The sequence below is a fragment of the Sandaracinobacteroides hominis genome (assembly GCF_016464365.1).
Classification (GTDB): Bacteria; Pseudomonadota; Alphaproteobacteria; order Sphingomonadales; family Sphingomonadaceae; genus Sandaracinobacteroides; species Sandaracinobacteroides hominis.
This window is the reverse complement of sequence record NZ_JADCUC010000008.1, coordinates 21,132-39,129: the sequence shown is the minus strand read 5'-3', so window position 1 is coordinate 39,129 and position 17,998 is coordinate 21,132. Positions and strand designations below refer to the sequence as shown.

Below are 17,998 nucleotides of genomic sequence, written 5' to 3'. Positions count from 1 at the left end.
GATGCAGAAAATGACAGGGGTAAGGAAGATGACATTCTCTCTCTATGACGCCGTAGTTCCCAATTTCCGTCAGACCATCGGCGCCGCCATCCACATCCTTGGCAAGGCAGAGGCATGGGCAAGCGAACAGGGCAAGTCGGCCGAGGAAGTGATCGGCTATAGCCTCGCGCCGGACATGCTGCCGCTGGGCTATCAGGTGAAATGCCTTCCGCATCACAGCATCGGCGGCATCGACGGCGTGCGCGCCGGCCAATTCAGCCCCGACATGAAGCCCTGGCCCACCGATTTCGCCGGGCTGAAGGCCCTGCTGCAGGGAGCCGACGAGAAGCTCGCGGCGTTGACAGCTGCCGATCTGGAAGCCCTGCAGGATCAGGAAACAGCCTTCGTCTTCGGCGAAACGCGGATGCCCTTCACGGGCGCCAACTTCCTCCTCTCCTTCTCCACGCCCAACTTCTATTTCCACGCCACCACTTTCTACGACATCCTGCGCAGCAAGGGCGTGGCGCTGGGCAAGCGGGATTTCATGGGCCGCCCCCGCCTGAAGTTGTGATCTTGCGCCACAACTGGATATTCCTCGCCGCAATCGCAGCCGGCCTCAGCTACATGGCGAGCAGGGGCTGGAATCTGCCGCCCGCCGCCGCCATCGCCTGGAAGGGCGCGGGCGTAGGTCTGCTGGCCGTCTGGGCGTCGTCTCAGGGCCGCTCGACCAACCACCGCCTGCTCGCCAGCGTCCTCGCGCTGGGCGCAATCGCCGACATGGTGCTGGAACTGAACTTCATCGGCGGCGCAGCGGTTTTCGCGCTCGGCCACGTCGTCGCCATCACCCTCTATCTGCGAAACCGCCGGGCCGGCGCCAGACAGGCGCAATTCGCCTTCGCCCTGATCCTCTTCGCCGGCTCCATCGCCCTCGCTGCAACCCTCGCCCCGGCAGGCTGGAAGCTCGCCATCGCCTTCTACACGCTGTTCCTCGCCGCCATGGCGGCCACCGCCAGCCTCTCCCGCTTCCCGCTCGCTTTCGCAGGCGCCTTGCTGTTCCTGCTGTCCGATCTGCTGATCTTCGCCCGCATGGAAATCCTCGCCAGCATCGGCTGGGCCTCCTACGCCATCTGGCTCACCTATTTCGGCGGTCAGGCAATGATCGCGTGGGGCGTCGCCTCGCGGCTGGGGGGCATCTCCTCCAAACTTGACATTTCCCGCGCGCGCCACTAGCTGCCCCGCCCATCCCACACGCGAAGGGAAACCTCCGGTGCCCGGCCACAGTCGGGCTTACCTTCGCGGCGGAACCAACCGGTTAGGAGACTACACATGACGGACACCCCGCAGGTGTCGATGCAGGCGCTGCTGGAAGCAGGCGCCCATTTCGGCCACCAGACCCATCGCTGGAACCCGAAGATGAAGCCTTACATCTTCGGCGAGCGTAACGGCATCCACATCCTCGATCTGTCGCAGTCGGTGCCGCTTTTCGCGCGCGCCCTCGATTTCGTCCGCGCCACCTCGGCCGCCGGCGGCAAGGTGCTGTTCGTCGGCACCAAGCGCCAGGCCCAGGATCCGATGGCAGAGGCAGCCCGCCGGTCGGGCCAGCACTATGTCAACCACCGCTGGCTGGGCGGCATGCTCACCAACTGGAAGACGATCTCGGCTTCGATCAAGAAGTTCAAGACGCTGGAAGAGCAGCTTTCGGGCGACACGCACGGCTTCACCAAGAAGGAAGTGCTGAAGATGACCCGCGAGCGCGACAAGTTCGAAGCCTCGCTGGGCGGCATCCGCGACATGAACGGCCTGCCGGATCTGATGTTCGTGGTCGACGTGAACAAGGAAGACCTCGCCATCAAGGAAGCCAATGTCCTTGGCATCCCGGTGATCGCGATCCTTGATTCCAACACCGACCCCGCCAATATTGCATTCCCGGTGCCCGGCAACGACGACGCCGCCCGCGCCATCCAGCTCTACTGCAACGCGGTTGCTGACGCGGTCCTCGCCGGCAAGCAGGGCCGCGCCCAATCGCAAGGCGTCGATCTCGGCGCTGCGGTCGAGCCGGAAGCAGAAGCGGCTATCGCCTGATATCGGCCGGCCTCCGGGCTGGCCTGTCATCGGCATGACATTCGGGCGTTGCACGGGTCACCGTGCAGCGCCCACAAACTTAGAGAGAGAAGGAGCCAGCCATGGCCAACATCACCGCCGCCCTCGTCAAGGAACTGCGCGACCTGACCGGCGCAGGCATGATGGACGCGAAGAAGGCGCTCGTCGAAGTCGAAGGCGAAATGGAAAAGGCCATCGACTGGCTGCGCGCCAAGGGTCTCGCCTCTGCTGCCAAGAAGTCCGGCCGCACCGCGGCCGAAGGCCTCGTCGGCGTCGCCGTCTCGGGTAACCGCGGCGCGGTCGTCGAAGTGAACTCGGAAACCGACTTCGTTGCCAAGAACGCCCAGTTCCAGGAATTCGTCCGCGAAGTGACGCAGGTCGCGCTCGCCAAGGGCGAAGCCGTGGAAACGCTTCTCGCAGCCGACTATCCGGCCGGCGGCGGCAGCGTCCAGGACGTGCTGACCAACAACATCGCCACCATCGGCGAGCACCAGTCGGTACGCCGCGCCGCCGTCGTCGAAGCGACCGGCGTGGTTGCCTCCTATGTGCACAACGCGGCCGGTGCCGGCCTCGGCAAGATCGGCGTGCTCGTCGCCATCGACAGCGACATCGCCGACAAGTACGCGCTGATGGCGATCGGCAAGCAGGTCGCCATGCACGTGGCCGCCGCCAACCCGCTCGCCATTTCGATCGAGCACATCGATCCGGCCCTGCTGGAGCGCGAGCGCGCGATTGCCGTCGAAAAGGCCGCCGGCTCGGGCAAGCCCGCCGACATCATCGAGCGCATGGTCGATGGCGCGGTGAAGAAGTTCGCCGGCGAGCAGGCCCTGCTCAGCCAGGTGTTCGTGATCGACGGCAAGTCCAAGGTCGCCGACTTCATCGGCAGCGAAGCCAAGCGCCTGTCGGGCAACATTCTCGTCGCCAAGTTCGTCCGCTTCCAGCTGGGCGAAGGCATCGAGAAGAAGGAAAGCGACTTCGCAGCCGAAGTCGCGGCCGCTGCCGGCGCCTGAAGCCAAACCTCCGGCCGGCAGCGGTCGCAGCGCAATCGGCGGAACGCCGTAAGCGCAACCGCGCGCCGGCCGTCAGGCCGAACTCGATGCCTCTGCATCGAGCCTTAGCACTTGAGAGCGCGCGCGCCTCTCGCTAAGCCCGGCTGACCTCCAGCAAAAACAGGCGACCAATGGCCCTACCGACCTTCAAGCGAATCCTGTTGAAGCTGTCGGGCGAGGCCGCAATGGGCGACCAGGCGTTCGGGATCGATCCTGCCACCGTCGCCCGTGTCGCCGGCGAGGTGAAGGCCGCCAAGGACAGCGGCCTCGAACTCTGCCTCGTCATCGGCGGCGGCAACATCTTCCGCGGCATGGCCGGCGCCGCCAAGGGCATGGACCGCGCCACTGCCGACTATATGGGCATGCTTGCCACGGTGATGAACGCGCTCGCCATGCAGGACGCGCTGGAGCAGCAGGGCGTCGAAACGCGGGTGATGTCGGCCATTCCGATGGCGGCCGTCTGCGAGCCCTACATCCGCCGCCGCGCCGAACGGCATCTGGAAAAGGGCCGCGTCGTGATCTTCGCCGCCGGCACCGGCAGCCCCTATTTCACCACCGATTCCGGGGCCGCCCTCCGCGCTGCCGAGCTGAAGTGCGACGCGCTGGTAAAGGGCACCTCGGTCGACGGCGTCTACGACAGCGACCCCAAGACCAACCCCGGGGCTGTCCGCTACGACCGCATCAGCTTCGACAAGGTGCTCAGCGACAATCTGAAGGTGATGGACGCCGCGGCAATCGCACTTTGCCGCGACAACGACATTCCGATCGTCGTCTTCAACATCCGCGAGCAGGGCAATCTTGCGCGCGTTCTCTCCGGCAGTGGCGTTTCCACGGTTGTTGGCGGATAAGAACGACAAGCGAGCACATGAAATCCAAGGACTGAACATGGCAGATTTCGATTCCAACGCCCACAAGGCCGATCTCGATCGCCGCATGAAGGGCGCCGTCGAGACTTTGAAAAACGATCTCGCAGGCCTTCGCACCGGCCGCGCCAACACCTCGCTGCTCGATCCGGTGCAGGTCGAGGTCTATGGCGCCAACATGCCGCTCAACCAGGTGGCAACCGTCACCGCTCCGGAGCCGCGCATGCTGGCCGTGCAGGTCTGGGATCGCTCCAACGTCCAGCCCGTCGAAAAGGCGATCCGTTCGGCCGGTCTCGGCCTCAACCCGATCTCCGAAGGCCAGACCTTGCGCCTCCCCATCCCGGATCTCACCGAGGAACGGCGCAAGGAACTGGCGAAGCTGGGTACGCAATATGGCGAAAAGGCCCGCATCGCCATCCGCAACGTCCGCCGCGACGGCAACGACGTGCTGAAGGCGGCCGAAAAGAAGGGCCAGATCAGCCAGGACGAACTGAAGCGCCTTGAAGGCGATGTGCAAAAGCTGACCGACAAGGCGATCGCCGAAGTCGACGCGGCGGCACAGGCCAAGGAGAAGGAAATCCTTGGCAAGTGAAATGGTTCAGCTCCGTGCGCCCGGCTTCAGAGGCTGAGGCTGCCATGCCGACCAGCGGCCTGCCGCCAATCCCGGGCGGGCCGCGCCATGTTGCCATCATCATGGACGGCAATGGGCGCTGGGCCTCGTCGCGGATGCTGCCGCGCGTGGCAGGGCACAAGGCCGGCGTCGATGCCGTCCGCCGCATCGTCCGCGCCGCGCCGAAGCTCGGCATCGAAACCCTGACGCTCTATGCCTTCTCGTCGGAAAACTGGCGCCGCCCGGCCGACGAAGTTTCCGACCTGATGAGCCTGCTCCGCCACCATCTGCTGGCGGAACTCGAGGAGCTGGATTCCAACGGTGCGCGCCTGTCCCTCATCGGCGACTGGCGCGGGCTGAAGCCCGACGTCGTCGAGCGGCTGGAAAACGCCATGGAATCGACCCGCCACAACGAGCGTTTCCGCCTTGTCGTCGCCCTCAACTATGGCGGGCAGGACGAGCTGGTCCGCACCGTCCAGGGCATCGCGCAGAAGGTCGCGTCCGGCGCCATCTCTCCAGCCGCCATCACGCCGCAGATGATCGAGGCCGGCCTCGACACGGCAGACCTGCCGCCGGTCGATCTCATCATCCGCTCGTCAGGCGAACAGCGGCTGTCGAACTTCCTGCTGTGGCAGGCCGCCTATGCAGAGCTTTGGTTCACGCCGACGCTCTGGCCCGATTTCGACGAGAACAGCCTGCGCGAAGCGGTGGAAGCCTATGCGCAGCGCGAGCGCCGCTTTGGCGGGCGCTGAAGTGGCCGCATCGCAGTCGGCAGGCTCGGGCCTCGCCGCTCGGGTCGTTGTCGGGCTTCTTCTCGCCGTGTCGGCCGTCGCCCTCATCTGGCTGGGCAGCTGGCCGTTCGCCCTTCTCGTCGCCGTGGGCGTCAGCCTCATATTCCACGAATGGAGCGCGATGCATGCCGTGCCGCTCCGCTGGCAGATCGCCGCCATCGCCGTCATCGCGGTCAGCGCATTCCTCGCTCAGATCGGCCAGGCCCCCGCCGCGCTCGCCGTACTCGCTGGCGGCGCATTGGTTCTTCCCGCCTTCGCCCTCGCAACCGGGCTTCCCGGCAGCCACTGGCTCACCAGCGGCCTCCTCTACGCGGGACTGCCGGCCATCTCCCTCATCTGGCTGCGCCAGCAGCCCGAAGGCTTTGCCCTCGTGATGTGGACGATGGGCGTGGTCTGGGCGACCGACATCTTTGCCTATTTCGTCGGCCGCGCAGTCGGCGGGCCAAAGATCTGGACGGCGATCAGCCCCAACAAGACCTGGGCCGGCCTCATCGGCGGCATGAAGGCGGCCGCGATCTTCGCCGGATTTTATGCCTGGCTGGCCGGCTGGCCGACACATCCGCTGCTCTACGCCCTGCTGGGTGCGGCGCTTGCCGTACTGGCGCAATCGGGCGACTTCTTCGAAAGCTGGCTGAAGCGCCGCGCCGGCGTGAAGGACTCAGGTTCCCTGCTCCCCGGCCACGGCGGCGTGATGGACCGGGTCGATGGCCTGATCCCGGTCGTCTGCGCCGTCGCCCTCTTTGTCGCGCTGACCAACGGAGCCGTCGCATGAAGCGCCTCACCATCCTCGGTGCCACCGGCTCGGTCGGCGCCTCCACCCTCGATCTCGTCGCCCGCAACCCCGAGCGTTTCCAGATTCAGGCGCTGACCGCCGGAAAGGACTGGCGCAAGCTCGCGGATCTCGCCGTGGCGCACGCCGCCCGGGCAGCCGTCATCGCCGACGAAGGCGCCTATGCCCCGCTGAAGGAAGCGCTGGCAGACACCGGCATCGACGTCGCAGCCGGCGAGCAGGCGCTGGTCGATATCGCCCGCCAGCCCGTCGATCTGGTGGTTGCGGCAATCGTCGGCGCCGCCGGCCTTCCGCCCACCCTTGCCGCGCTTCAGGCCGGAACCTCGGTTGCGCTCGCCAACAAGGAATCGCTGGTCTGTGCCGGCCAGCTGATGACAGCCACGGCCCGCCGCACCGGCGCCGAGCTGCTGCCGGTGGACAGCGAGCACAACGCCATCTTCCAGGTGCTGGAAGACCGCGACCGCATATCCCGCATCCTGCTCACGGCGTCGGGCGGCCCGTTCCGCACCTGGACCTCGGAAGCGATGGCGGCGGTAACGCCGGCGCAGGCCGTGAAGCATCCCACCTGGTCGATGGGCGCGAAGATCTCCGTCGATTCGGCGACACTGATGAACAAGGGGCTGGAACTGATCGAGGCCTGGCACCTGTTCGGCGTCCGCCCCGATCAGCTCGGCGCCATCGTCCACCCGCAGAGCCTCGTCCACGGCCTCATCGAATATATCGACGGCTCGGTACTCGCCCAGCTCGGCCCGGCCGACATGCGCGTTCCCATCGCCCACGCACTCGCCTGGCCGGAACGCATCGCCACCCCGGTCGAGCGCCTGAACCTCGCCGCCATCGGCCGGCTGGACTTCGAGGAGGCCGACCGCCAGCGCTTCCCGGCACTGGCGCTGGCCGAAGCCGCGATGCGCGCCGGCGATTGCCGCCCCTGCGTGCTGAACGCCGCCAACGAAATAGCCGTGGCAGCCTTCCTCGAGGGTCGCATCGGCTTTCTGGATATCGCCTCCATCGTCGCCGAAACGCTTGAGGCACTCCCGTCACGATGCCCGGAAAACCTCGAAGATGTCGACGAGGCCGATCGCAGGGCGCGCGACAGGGCGCAACACTTCGTAAAGATCAGCCGCAACAGGTCATTTGCCGTTCAGCGGGCCAGGGGTTAAGCAAATCCAATGGAAACACTGGCCTCACCCGGATTCTTCTTCACGTTCGCGGTCTTCGCGCTGGTCATCGGAATCCTGGTGTTCGTGCACGAGTTCGGACACTATGGCGTCGCCCGGATGTTCGGAATCAAGGTCGAGGCATTTGCCGTAGGCTTTGGCCGCGAGATCGTCGGCTGGACCGACAGGCACGGCACCCGCTGGAAGCTGGGCTGGATCCCGATGGGCGGCTACGCCAAGTTCGCCGGAGACGCCAATGCCGCAAGCCAGCCCGATCATGCGCTGGATGCCACGCTTTCCGCCGAAGATCGCGCCAACCTGTTCCACAACCGGCCGCTCTGGCAGCGCTCGCTGGTGGTCGCCGCAGGCCCGGTCATCAACTTCATCTTTGCCATCCTGATCTTCGCCATCTTCTTCATGACCTATGGCCACCAGATCACGCCCGCCACCATTGGCGGCGTGCAGGAAGGTTCGCCGGCGGCGATGGCCGGGCTTCGGCCGGGCGACCGGATGGTTTCCGCAGACGGGCATTCCCTGCAGCGTTTCGAGGATATTACCACGCTGGTGGCGATCAATCCCGGCACGCCGATCGACCTCGTGGTCGAGCGGGATGGTCAGGAAAAGACCCTCACCGTCACCCCGAAACTGGTGTCGCAGACCGATAATTTCGGCAACCAGTATACGCGCGGGATGCTCGGCATCGCCTCGGGCGAACTGGTGGTGGTGCGCCACGGCCCGGTGCAGGCCTTGCGCTGGGCAGTCATCGAAACCTGGTCCACCGTGCGGATGATGTGGGAAACCATCGTCCAGGTCGCCACCGGCCGCCGCGACATCCAGGATCTGGGCGGCCCTGTCAAAATCGCCCAATATTCGGGGCAAAGCGCCGTTTTGGGCCTTCCGGCGCTCGTCAGCTTCATTGCACTCGTCTCGATAAACCTCGGGTTCATCAACCTGCTGCCAATCCCGATGCTGGACGGAGGGCACCTGTTCCTATACGCGATCGAGGGTGTCCGGCGTCGGCCGCTCAACCCGAAGATTCAGGAATGGGCGTTCATGTCTGGATTCGCGCTGCTGATGTCGCTCATGCTTGTCCTCACCTGGAATGACCTGCAATCGGTCGGACTGTGGGATACACTCGCCAGCGTCGTCGGCTGACACTCAGCAGGATACCAGGTTTTAACGTGACGAGTTTTCAGGTGGGTCCGGGTTCTGGCCCGGCACGGTTGACCAATATTCGCCGCTCCATCCTTTTGCCTCTCCTGTTCGGAGTGGCACCGGTGGCTCTTTCCCCCGTTGCCGCGCAGACGGCGCCGCCTCCGGCCGCGCGGGTGCCTGCCGCGCCCGCTCCTGCACAGCAAGCGCCCGCGGCCACCGCGGCTGCGACGTCCGCTCCGCAGCCCTCGCGCACCATCCGCTCGCTGAACGTGGTCGGAAACGAGCGTCTGGAGGCGGATACCGTCCGCTCCTACATCGATCTGAAGCCCGGCGAAGCCTATGACCGCGTCCGTCTCGATCGTGCGCTGAAGGACCTGTTCGAAACCGAGCTCTTCGCCGACGTGCAGATTCGCGATGACGGCGACGGCAACATCACCATCGACGTCCGCGAAAACCCGGTCATCAACCGGGTGCTGATCGAGGGCGCCAAGCGGATCAAGGAAGACAAGATCCGCGAAGAGATCAAGGTCGCCCCGCGCCAGATCTTCACCCGCTCGCGCGCCCGCGCCGACGTCGGCCGCATCCTCGAACTCTACCGCCGCGGCGGCCGCTTCGCCGCCAAGGTTGAGCCGAAGATCGTCCAGCTCGAGCAGAATCGCGTCGACCTCATCTTCGAAATTTCCGAAGGGCCGAAATCCAAGGTCCGCCAGATCAACATCATCGGCAACGAGCAGTTTTCCGACGGCGATCTGCGCAAGGAAATGGCAACCCGCCAGGCCCGCCCGCTCCGCCTGTTCACCTCGAACGACACCTACGATCCCGATCGCCTCGCCTACGATCAGCAGAAGCTGCGCCAGTTCTACCTGACGCAGGGCTATGCGGACTTCCGCGTCGTCTCCTCCATCGCCGAGCTCACGCCGGATCGCCGCGACTTCATCGTCACCTACGTGATCGAGGAAGGGGAGCGCTACAAGTTCGGCAAGGTCGATCTGGAAAGCCAGATTCGCGACGTGAAGGCAGACGGCTTCAAGGCTCTGCTGCCCATGAAGCAGGGCGACTGGTACAACGCCAAGCAGGTCGAAGACACGGTCGACGGCCTGACCGAAGCAGTCGGCCTCCTCGGCTACGCCTTCGCGGATGTTCGCCCGAACTTCGACCGCGACAAGGAAAAGCTGGAGATGAACCTCACCTTCGTGGTGAACGAAGCTCCGCGCGTCTATGTCGAAAGCGTCACCATCAACGGCAACACCCGTACCCGCGATGAAGTGATCCGCCGCGAATTCCGCCTGGCCGAAGGCGACGCCTTCAACTCGATCAAGGTCAAGCGCTCGCGCGACCGCATCCAGTCGCTCGGCTTCTTCCAGGAAAAACTGGAGGTCAAGCAATCGCCCGGCACCGCGCCCGACAAGGTGGCGCTGCAGGTCGACGTCGAAGAGCGCCCCACCGGCTCGCTGCAGCTCTCGGCCGGCTTCTCCAGCCTCGAGCGCTTCATCTTCAGCTTCTCCATCGAGGAGCGGAACTTCCGCGGCCGCGCCCAGCAGCTGCGCCTGTCGGCCAACATCAGCTCCTATTCGCGCTCGATCGAGGCTGGCTTTACCGAACCCTATCTGTTCGATCGCAACCTGGCGCTCGGCTTCGACATCTTCCGCCGCGATTACAACAGCTTCGGCTACCTCAACAACGGCGACCGCCAGACCACCTACGAACAGACGACCACCGGCTTCCAGATCCGCGCCGGCACGGCCATCACGGAATTCTGGTCGGCGCAGGTCCGCTATGGCCTGTCGCTCGACGATGTCTCGCTGGATGAATCGACCTTCTATACCAACGGCGTCTGCGACCCGCTGAAGGCCGGCCGCTACCTCTGCGACGCCGTGGGCAAGAACACCACCTCGTCCATCGGCTACAGCCTCGTCAACGATACGCTCGACAACCGCCTGCGGCCGACGCGCGGCCAACGCCTGATCTTCAACCAGGATTTCGCCGGCCTCGGCGGTTCGGTCAAATATCTGCGCACACGCGTCAACTACGACCGCTACTGGCGTCTTCCCTATGGCTTCATCCTGAATGTGGGCGGCGAAGCGGGCAACATCTTCGGCTGGGGCGGCGAGGAAGTCCGCCTGACCGATCGCTTCTACCTCGGCGAACCGCGGATGCGCGGCTTCGGTATCCGCGGCGTCGGCCCCCGCATCATCCGCCTGCCGTATAATAAGCAGACCGACACCACGGGCAGCGTCGACGATAAATCTGCCGACGATTCCATCGGCGGCCGCAACTATTATCTCGGCCGCGTCGAAGTCGAAGTGCCGCTCGGTTCCGGTGGCCGGGAGCTCGGCCTCCGGCCGTCGATCTTCATGGACGTCGGCGCACTCTGGGGCGTGCCCAAGCCCGACCTGATCAACGAGGACGACAATACCCTCACCTGCATCACGCCGGCTCCGACCGAGGTAGTTCCGAATCCCTCTCCGATCTGCAACACCTCGCCCGGCTTCGTCGAAACCTTCGTCGGCGACAGCCCCAGCCCGCGTATCTCCGTCGGCGTCGGCGTTTCGTGGAATTCCCCCTTCGGGCCCTTCCGCTTCGACCTTGCGAAAGCGCTGAAGAAAGTCGATGGCGACGACACGCAAGTATTCCAGTTCAACGTAGGAACCCAATTCTGATGAAGACCTTTTTCAAGACTGTGACTGCAGCCGTTCTTCTTGCGGCTGCTTCCGCCCCGGTGCTGGCCCAGCAGCTGAGCCCCGCCGTGATCGTGATCGTGGATATGGACCGCGTCGTGAACGAAAGCGCCGCCGGCAAGACGGCGGGCACGGAAATCCAGACCAAGATCACCAATCTGCAATCGCGCGCCGCCACGCTGCAGACGCAGCTGAAGACCGACGCCGATTCGATCCAGGCAGGGCAGGCGAACAAGACGCTGGTCGGCCCGGCTCTCGAGCAGCGCGCCCAGGCCTTCGGCCAGAAACAGCAGCAAGCCCAGCAGGAAATCGCTCGTCTGGAGCAGGACATCGCCCGTTCGCGCCAGTATGTGATCCAGCAGATCAGCACCGCCGCCAGCCCGATCATCACCCAGGTGATGCGGGAGCGGAACGCCTCGATCGCCCTGCAGAAGGAAGCCACGCTGCAGCATTCCGCTTCGCTGGAAGTGACGAACGACGTCATCACCCGCCTCAACACCAGCACGCCGCGCGTTTCGACGACTCCGCCGGCACAGCCTGCCCCGGCTGCGGCCGCTCCGCGTCAGTAATCGGCTCGCGAAGAGGGCGCGCACATGATGGACATTCAGGCCGTTCTGGCGCGCCTTCCGCACCGCTTCCCCATGCTCCTCGTCGATCGCGTCGAGGAGCTGGTGGAAGGGGAAAGCATCGCCGCCATCAAGGCGGTGACCTTCAACGAACCCTTCTTCCAGGGCCATTTCCCCGGCCGCCCGATCATGCCAGGCGTCCTCATCGTAGAGGCGCTGGCGCAGGCAGCCGGCGTGCTCGCGGTCGAAACGCTGGGCCTCACGGGCTCAGGCAAGCTCGTCTATTTCATGGCGATCGAGGAAGCGAAGTTCCGCAAGCCGGTGGAACCGGGCTGTCTGCTGCGCCTCGAAGTACGCTTCCTTCAACGCCGCGCAACTGTCTGCAAGTTCGAGGGCAAGGCGCTCCTCAATGGCGAAGTTGCGGCCACCGCCAACTTCACCGCCATGATCGCCGACCCGCCCGCCTGACCAGGCAGGTCACCCAGGCCGGCGCTTCTGGTCAGTCGCCCCGTCTCATCAGTCGCCCCGTCTCAATCGGTGTGACGCGAACCGCCCCGATTGCCCGCGCGGCGAACCATGATCATCACCAGGAACGCCATACCGGCCGTCGCCAGCCCTTGCGGTGTCGCAGTATAGGCGATCAGCGTATCGACTACGTCCAGCACGACTCGATCCTTTCTGCCTCTGTTGCAGTGCAACAATAGCGCGGGCGCGTGACAAGTCGATTGTAGGAATGCGACAGAAACCGGGGTGCGGCGTTATTGCCCAGCCAGATCTTCGGGACGGTTGATGTTCCGCAAGCCGGCCAGGGGCACGACCGAGGCGCCAGCCAGTTCCACCCACCGCCGCGCCGGGATTGCCCCTTCAGCGGAAAGCGTTAGAGACAGTATGTCTGCCAATATCGCAGGCCACAGCCCGACCAGCCACATATCTTCGGCAACCGCAGGCCCCGGTGTCAACGTCAGCGCCGCATCCACCGGCAGTCCCAGCAGATCGCACGGCGCGCACAGCACCGCATCAAAGTCGTTCGTCTGTCCATGCTGCAATGCAGCACAAAGGCCGCCCAACGGCCCCAGCCCAGGCGCAGGTGCATCGGCCAGTGAAACCATCCCGCCCCACGCCCGACCACATACCACAACAGCCTCGCACTGCGCCTTCAGCGCTCCTGCCACATGCGCGATCAAGGGCTTCCCGGTGTGCAGCGCCAGCGCCTTGTCGCTGCCAAATCGCCTGGATTCCCCCCCGGCCAGTATCGCCCCCAGCAGCCTCAAGCGCTCTCTTCGAACATCTCGCGCCCGATCAGATAGCGGCGGATCTCCGAAGTTCCCGCGCCGATCTCATACAGCTTCGCATCCCGCAGCAGCCGCCCGGTCGGATAGTCGTTGATATAGCCGTTCCCGCCCAGCGTCTGGATCGCCTCCAGCGCCATCCAGGTCGCCTTCTCCGCCGAATAGAGAATGGCGCCGGCCGCATCCTTGCGCGCCGTCTCGCCCCGGTCGCAGGCTTCCGCCACCGCATAGACATAGGCGCGTGACGTGCTCAGCCCCACATACATGTCGGCGAGCTTGCCCTGCATCAGCTGGAACTGGCCGATCGCCTGCCCGAACTGCTTCCGGTCGTGCACATAGGGCACCACCACGTCCAGGCACGCCTGCATGATCCCCAGCGGCCCGCCGCACAGCACCACGCGCTCATAGTCCAGCCCGGACATCAGCACCTGCGCGCCGCGCCCTTCCTCGCCCAGCACATTCTCGAACGGCACCTCGCAATCCTCGAACAGCAGCTCGCAGGTATCGCTGCCGCGCATCCCCAGCTTGTCCAGCTTCTGCGCCGTTGAAAATCCGGCCATTCCCTTTTCGATCAGGAAGGCGGTAATGCCGCGCGGCCCCGCCTCGGGATCGGTCTTGCCATACACCACCAGCGTATCGGCATGCGGCCCGTTGGTGATCCAGAACTTGTTGCCGTTCAGCACATAGCGGTCGTTCCGCTTCTCCGCCTTCAGCCGCATCGAAACCACATCCGAACCGGCGCCCGGCTCCGACATCGCCAGGCTGCCCACATGCTCGCCGGAAATCAGCTTCGGCAGATATCTCGCCCGCTGCTCCGCCGTGCCCCAGCGCGCGATCTGGTTGATGCACAGGTTCGAATGCGCCCCATAGCTCAGCCCCACCGAGGCGCTGGCGCGGGAAATCTCCTCCACCGCCACCACATGCGCCAGATAGCCAAGGCCCGAGCCGCCATCCTCTTCCTTCACGGTAATGCCGTGCAGCCCCAGCTCGCCCAGCTTCACCCAAAGGTCGCGCGGAAACGTATTGGTGCGGTCGATCTCGTCGGCGCGCGGCGCGATTTCGGCTTCGGCAAAGGCGCGCACGCTGTCGCGCAGCATGTCGATCGTCTCGCCGTGGTTGAATCTAAGCCCCGAAAGCATGGCCGGCCCTTCCCTTGGTCTGTGCAGACAGCCCTATTCGCTGCCGCTCCCGGCGAAAAGGGGGCGAGCCATCTTCCCGTTCACCCGCCATTCGGATTTTACCCGATAGCAATCCGCTGCTTCAGCGGGGGAACGACAGATGCGGCAGGGAAGACGCACGTGCAGGCATATATTGTTGCGCCTGCTGCCCGCGCTGCTGCTGTTTTCCTGCACAGACGACGATCGCCCGCAGGAGCCCTGCAAGCGCGAATGTCCGGCGCAGCGCCCGATGCCGCTGCTCTACTGATCCGCCTTCACCAGCGTCACCAGCAGCGTTCCCTCCGCCACCTGACCGCCCACCGCCACCGAAACCGATTCGACCCGCGCATCGAACGGCGCCGTCAGCCGGTGCTCCATCTTCATCGCTTCCAGAACCAGCAGCCGGTCGCCCGCCGCCACCTGGTCGCCCGGGTTCACATGCAGGCCGATCACCTTGCCCGGCATCGGCGCCGTGATGCTGCCATCCGAAGGTCCGGCGGCGCTATGCCCCTCCCACCCCGGATTGGCGGTGAAGAAGCGCCAGCTCCGCCCCTTGCGCCGCGCTTCGATCCCGCCGTCGATGTCGACGACAATGGCAGAAGGCTCGGCCGCCACCAGCTCTCCCCCCACGCGAACACCGTCTGCCGCCACGGTAAAGCGCTGCTCCTCGCCCTCGGCCGTCCACAGCGCCGAATGCGTCAGCGCCGGCAGGTTCACCCGAAACGGCGCGGAAAATCCCGAACTGCCAGCCGCCAGAGAGCGCAGCCAATGCCCGGCAGCCGCCGCCACCACGGCAGGGGAGGGCGGCGTCACTTCAAACAGCTCCGCCTCATGCCGCCCGATAAAGCCGGTATCCACTTCCCCCGCCACAAAGGCCGGATGCGCCGCCAGCCGTGCCAGGAAGCCGCGATTGGTCGTCACCCCTTCCACCTCGATGGCATCCAGCGCCGCCACCAGCTTCGCCAGCGCCTGCTCGCGCGTGGGGGCATGGGTGATCACCTTGGCGATCATCGGGTCGTAATGAACCGTCACCTCGCTGCCCTCGACAACGCCGGTATCGATCCGCGCCTCCGCCGGAAACCGCAGCCGGTTCAACGTCCCCACAGAGGGCAGGAACCCCTTGTCCGGGTTCTCCGCATACAGCCGCGCTTCCACCGCGTGGCCGCTCACGCCCAGCGCATCCTGCATCAGCGGCAGCATCTCGCCGCGCGCCACCCGGATCTGCCACTCCACCAGATCCTGGCCGGTGATCGCTTCCGTCACCGGATGCTCCACCTGCAGCCGGGTGTTCATCTCCATGAAGTAGAATTTCGGATCGCCCGCCTCGTCCAGATCATCCATATCCAGGATAAACTCGACGGTTCCCGCATTCTCATACCCGATGGCGTGCCCGGCAGTCGCCGCCGCAATCCCCAGCACATGCCGCAGCTGCCCGGAAAGCCCGGGCGCCGGCGCTTCCTCGATCACCTTCTGGTGTCGCCGCTGCAGCGAACAATCCCGCTCGAACAGGTGCACCACATTGCCATGGCTGTCGCCGAAGATCTGCACTTCCACATGGCGCGGCCGCCCGATCAGCTTCTCCAGCATCACGCTGTCATTGCCAAATGCAGCCGCCGCCTCGCGCTTTGCCGCCAGCAGTGCCTCGGTAAAGCCCGCCTTGTCGGCCACCGGCCGCATGCCCTTGCCGCCGCCGCCCGCCACCGCCTTGATCAGCAGCGGATAGCCAACCAGCTCCGCCATCCGCTCCAGCCGCGCCAGAGACTGATCCTCGCCCATATAGCCGGGCGTCACCGGCACGCCGGCCACCTTCATCTTGGTCTTGGCCGAATCCTTCAGTCCCATCACCCGGATCGCCTGATCCGAAGGCCCCACGAAGATCAGCCCGGCCTTGCGAACCGCCTCGGCAAAATCGGCATTCTCCGAAAGAAACCCATAGCCCGGATGAATGGCGTCAGCCCCGGTCGCCTTCGCCGCCGCCAGAATCTTCTCCGCCAGCAGATAGGATTCCCGCGCCGGCGCCGGCCCGATATGCACGGCCTCGTCGGCCTGCCGCACATGCGGAGCCCCCGCATCGGCATCCGAATAAACGGCAACAGTCGATATCCCCATCCGCCGCGCCGTGCGGATGATCCGACAGGCAATCTCGCCCCGATTGGCAATCAACAGCTTTTTCATCATCACATCCGGAACAGGCCAAAACGGGTTTCAGCAACAGGCTGGTTCAACGCCACCGCCAAACTCAGCGCCACCACCCGCCGCGTATCCTCCGGCGCGATAATCCCGTCGTCCCACAGCCGCGCCGACGCATAATAGGGATTCCCCTGCCGCTCATAGGTCTCGCGGATAGGCGCCTTGAACGCTTCCTCCTCAGCGGCATTCCTGAATCCACCGGATTTCACCGTCGCCAGCACGCTGGCTGCCTGCTCACCGCCCATCACGCTGATCCGCGCATTCGGCCACATCCACAGGAAGCGCGGCGAATAGGCCCGCCCGCACATGCCATAATTGCCGGCCCCGAAACTTCCCCCGATCACCACGGTGATCTTCGGCACCCCGGCCGTCGCCACCGCAGTCACCAGCTTGGCGCCGTGCTTGGCAATGCCCTCATTCTCATACGCCCGGCCCACCATGAAGCCGGAGATATTCTGCAGGAACAGCAGCGGTATCTTACGCTGGCAGCACAGTTCGATGAAATGCGCCCCCTTCAGCGCGCTTTCCGAAAACAGGATGCCGTTGTTGGCGATGATGCCCACCTGCAGCCCCTCGATATGGGCAAAGCCGGTCACCAGCGTCGCGCCGTACAGCGGCTTGAACTCGTCAAAGCGGCTGCCGTCGACAATCCGGGCAATGATCTCATGCACGTCGGTCGGGTGGCGCGTATCCACCGGAGCCAGCGCGTGCAGCTCCTCCGCCGGAAAGCGCGGCTGCTCCACGGCGGCCCGCACAGGCACGTCCCCCGCAGGCACCGTCGAAATCGCCGCCCGCGCCAGCGCCAGCGCGTGCGCATCATCCTCGGCCAGATGGTCCACCACGCCCGAAATCCGCGCATGCACATCGCCGCCGCCCAGATCCTCGGCGCTCACATCCTCGCCGGTTGCCGCCTTCACCAGCGGCGGCCCGCCCAGAAAGATCGTCCCCTGCTCCTTCACGATGATCGATTGATCGGCCATCGCCGGCACATAGGCGCCGCCCGCGGTGCAGCTTCCCAGCACGGCGGCGATCTGCGCAATGCCCTTTGCGCTCATGTTCGCCTGGTTGAAGAAAATCCGCCCGAAATGCTCGCGATCGGGAAAAACCTCATCCTGCCGGGGCAGGTTCGCGCCACCCGAATCCACCAGATAGATGCACGGCAGCCGGTTTTCGGCGGCAATCTCCTGGGCCCGCAGATGCTTCTTCACCGTCAAAGGGTAATAGCTTCCGCCCTTCACGGTCGGGTCGTTCGCCACCACCATGCACAGCCGCCCGGCCACCTGCCCCACGCCGGCAATCAATCCGCCCGCCGGCACGTCCTCGCCATAGACGTCATGCGCCACGAACTGGCCGATCTCCAGAAAGGCCGTCCCCGGGTCCAGCAGACGCTCCACCCGCTCTCGCGGCAGCAGCTTGCCGCGCGCCACATGGCGCTGCCGCGAAGCCTCAGGCCCCCCCAGCGCAACCGTTGCCGCGCGCGCTTTCAATTCTGCCACAAGCGCCGCCATTGCCGCGCGGTTGGCATCCGTCTCCTCGCCCGCGAGGATCCCCGTTCCGATGACAGCCATGCACGCACTCCTAAGACTGTTTGCACTTATGGCAAGAGCCTTGACCCAATCTGCGG

General features: G+C 65.2%; 18 protein-coding genes. 13 read left to right on the top strand and 5 right to left on the bottom strand.

Translation table 11 applies throughout. The annotated features are described in order from the left end of the window. Positions 1 to 28 precede the first annotated feature (28 nt). The 13 genes from IM784_RS14965 to fabZ all read left to right on the top strand — a co-directional run bounded on the left by IM784_RS14965 (position 29) and on the right by fabZ (position 12,206). Positions 29 to 550 carry a DUF1993 domain-containing protein gene (locus IM784_RS14965; RefSeq protein WP_199556160.1) on the top strand — a complete coding sequence of 174 codons (522 nt, stop codon included), beginning with the start codon at positions 29 to 31 and terminating at the stop codon, positions 548 to 550. After that, complete coding sequence (locus tag IM784_RS14960; protein ID WP_199556159.1) at positions 547 to 1,209, top strand: lysoplasmalogenase family protein; 663 nt, start codon at positions 547 to 549, stop codon at positions 1,207 to 1,209. Before IM784_RS14965 ends, IM784_RS14960 begins: the two co-directional genes overlap by 4 nt. Before the next feature lie 96 nt (positions 1,210 to 1,305). Beyond that, a complete protein-coding gene (gene rpsB / locus IM784_RS14955; protein WP_199556158.1) occupies positions 1,306 to 2,061 on the top strand; it encodes a 30S ribosomal protein S2 in 756 nt (251 codons plus the stop codon). 101 nt (positions 2,062 to 2,162) lie between these two features. Beyond that, on the top strand, positions 2,163 to 3,089 hold the full coding sequence (gene tsf, locus IM784_RS14950) for a translation elongation factor Ts (protein ID WP_199556157.1): 927 nt from the start codon (positions 2,163 to 2,165) through the stop codon (positions 3,087 to 3,089). Between the two features lie 170 nt (positions 3,090 to 3,259). Beyond that, positions 3,260 to 3,976, top strand: coding sequence for a UMP kinase (gene pyrH / locus IM784_RS14945; RefSeq protein ID WP_199556156.1), 717 nt, complete (start codon positions 3,260 to 3,262; stop codon positions 3,974 to 3,976). Between the two features lie 37 nt (positions 3,977 to 4,013). Continuing rightward, on the top strand, positions 4,014 to 4,583 hold the full coding sequence (gene frr, locus IM784_RS14940; RefSeq protein WP_199556155.1) for a ribosome recycling factor: 570 nt from the start codon (positions 4,014 to 4,016) through the stop codon (positions 4,581 to 4,583). Between the two features lie 44 nt (positions 4,584 to 4,627). Then, on the top strand, positions 4,628 to 5,353 hold the full coding sequence (locus IM784_RS14935) for an isoprenyl transferase (RefSeq protein ID WP_199556230.1): 726 nt from the start codon (positions 4,628 to 4,630) through the stop codon (positions 5,351 to 5,353). Next, complete coding sequence (locus IM784_RS14930; protein WP_199556154.1) at positions 5,319 to 6,164, top strand: phosphatidate cytidylyltransferase; 846 nt, start codon at positions 5,319 to 5,321, stop codon at positions 6,162 to 6,164. Before IM784_RS14935 ends, IM784_RS14930 begins: the two co-directional genes overlap by 35 nt. Beyond that, entirely contained in the window at positions 6,161 to 7,342 is a 1,182-nt protein-coding gene (locus IM784_RS14925) for a 1-deoxy-D-xylulose-5-phosphate reductoisomerase (protein WP_199556153.1), read from the top strand. The genes IM784_RS14930 and IM784_RS14925 overlap by 4 nt, the downstream gene beginning before the upstream one ends. Positions 7,343 to 7,351: 9 nt before the next feature. Then, the gene (gene rseP, locus IM784_RS14920) at positions 7,352 to 8,494 is read left to right on the top strand and encodes an RIP metalloprotease RseP (protein ID WP_199556152.1); all 1,143 of its coding nucleotides are present in this window, start codon (positions 7,352 to 7,354) and stop codon (positions 8,492 to 8,494) included. Between the two features lie 113 nt (positions 8,495 to 8,607). After that, positions 8,608 to 11,154 (top strand): outer membrane protein assembly factor BamA, encoded by a 2,547-nt coding sequence (bamA, locus tag IM784_RS14915; protein ID WP_408015298.1) that lies wholly within the window; start codon positions 8,608 to 8,610, stop codon positions 11,152 to 11,154. Continuing rightward, positions 11,154 to 11,741, top strand: coding sequence for an OmpH family outer membrane protein (locus IM784_RS14910; RefSeq protein ID WP_199556150.1), 588 nt, complete (start codon positions 11,154 to 11,156; stop codon positions 11,739 to 11,741). The genes bamA and IM784_RS14910 overlap by 1 nt, the downstream gene beginning before the upstream one ends. A gap of 24 nt (positions 11,742 to 11,765) precedes the next feature. After that, complete coding sequence (gene fabZ, locus IM784_RS14905; protein WP_199556149.1) at positions 11,766 to 12,206, top strand: 3-hydroxyacyl-ACP dehydratase FabZ; 441 nt, start codon at positions 11,766 to 11,768, stop codon at positions 12,204 to 12,206. Positions 12,207 to 12,268: 62 nt separating this feature from the next. Here fabZ and IM784_RS17485 read toward each other — a convergent pair whose 3' ends face one another. From IM784_RS17485 to IM784_RS14885, 5 genes are all read right to left on the bottom strand, one after another. Then, positions 12,269 to 12,403: a hypothetical protein gene (locus tag IM784_RS17485; RefSeq protein ID WP_268920882.1), complete on the bottom strand. Its 135-nt coding sequence runs from the start codon at positions 12,401 to 12,403 to the stop codon at positions 12,269 to 12,271. Between the two features lie 93 nt (positions 12,404 to 12,496). Then, positions 12,497 to 13,009, bottom strand: coding sequence for a molybdenum cofactor guanylyltransferase (mobA, locus tag IM784_RS14900; RefSeq protein ID WP_199556148.1), 513 nt, complete (start codon positions 13,007 to 13,009; stop codon positions 12,497 to 12,499). Further along, positions 13,006 to 14,166, bottom strand: a complete 1,161-nt coding sequence (locus IM784_RS14895) for an isovaleryl-CoA dehydrogenase (protein WP_199556147.1) — start codon at positions 14,164 to 14,166, stop codon at positions 13,006 to 13,008. The genes mobA and IM784_RS14895 overlap by 4 nt, the downstream gene beginning before the upstream one ends. A gap of 279 nt (positions 14,167 to 14,445) precedes the next feature. After that, positions 14,446 to 16,362, bottom strand: a complete 1,917-nt coding sequence (locus tag IM784_RS14890; RefSeq protein WP_199556146.1) for an ATP-binding protein — start codon at positions 16,360 to 16,362, stop codon at positions 14,446 to 14,448. Beyond that, positions 16,362 to 17,942 (bottom strand): carboxyl transferase domain-containing protein, encoded by a 1,581-nt coding sequence (locus tag IM784_RS14885; RefSeq protein ID WP_199556145.1) that lies wholly within the window; start codon positions 17,940 to 17,942, stop codon positions 16,362 to 16,364. Before IM784_RS14885 ends, IM784_RS14890 begins: the two co-directional genes overlap by 1 nt. Between the last annotated feature and the right edge of the window lie 56 nt (positions 17,943 to 17,998).

What these genes read in the sequence shown, in the direction of transcription:
- rpsB (WP_199556158.1), top strand. Translation starts at nt 1,306, where the DNA reads ATGACGGACACCCCGCAGGTGTCGATGCAGGCGCTGCTGGAAGCAGGC.
- IM784_RS14885 (WP_199556145.1), bottom strand. Translation starts at nt 17,942, where the DNA reads ATGGCTGTCATCGGAACGGGGATCCTCGCGGGCGAGGAGACGGATGCC.
- IM784_RS14895 (WP_199556147.1), bottom strand. Translation starts at nt 14,166, where the DNA reads ATGCTTTCGGGGCTTAGATTCAACCACGGCGAGACGATCGACATGCTG.
- frr (WP_199556155.1), top strand. Translation starts at nt 4,014, where the DNA reads ATGGCAGATTTCGATTCCAACGCCCACAAGGCCGATCTCGATCGCCGC.
- IM784_RS14890 (WP_199556146.1), bottom strand. Translation starts at nt 16,362, where the DNA reads ATGATGAAAAAGCTGTTGATTGCCAATCGGGGCGAGATTGCCTGTCGG.
- IM784_RS14965 (WP_199556160.1), top strand. Translation starts at nt 29, where the DNA reads ATGACATTCTCTCTCTATGACGCCGTAGTTCCCAATTTCCGTCAGACC.
- pyrH (WP_199556156.1), top strand. Translation starts at nt 3,260, where the DNA reads ATGGCCCTACCGACCTTCAAGCGAATCCTGTTGAAGCTGTCGGGCGAG.
- IM784_RS14930 (WP_199556154.1), top strand. Translation starts at nt 5,319, where the DNA reads ATGCGCAGCGCGAGCGCCGCTTTGGCGGGCGCTGAAGTGGCCGCATCG.
- tsf (WP_199556157.1), top strand. Translation starts at nt 2,163, where the DNA reads ATGGCCAACATCACCGCCGCCCTCGTCAAGGAACTGCGCGACCTGACC.
- fabZ (WP_199556149.1), top strand. Translation starts at nt 11,766, where the DNA reads ATGATGGACATTCAGGCCGTTCTGGCGCGCCTTCCGCACCGCTTCCCC.
- IM784_RS14935 (WP_199556230.1), top strand. Translation starts at nt 4,628, where the DNA reads ATGCCGACCAGCGGCCTGCCGCCAATCCCGGGCGGGCCGCGCCATGTT.
- IM784_RS14910 (WP_199556150.1), top strand. Translation starts at nt 11,154, where the DNA reads ATGAAGACCTTTTTCAAGACTGTGACTGCAGCCGTTCTTCTTGCGGCT.
- IM784_RS14925 (WP_199556153.1), top strand. Translation starts at nt 6,161, where the DNA reads ATGAAGCGCCTCACCATCCTCGGTGCCACCGGCTCGGTCGGCGCCTCC.
- rseP (WP_199556152.1), top strand. Translation starts at nt 7,352, where the DNA reads ATGGAAACACTGGCCTCACCCGGATTCTTCTTCACGTTCGCGGTCTTC.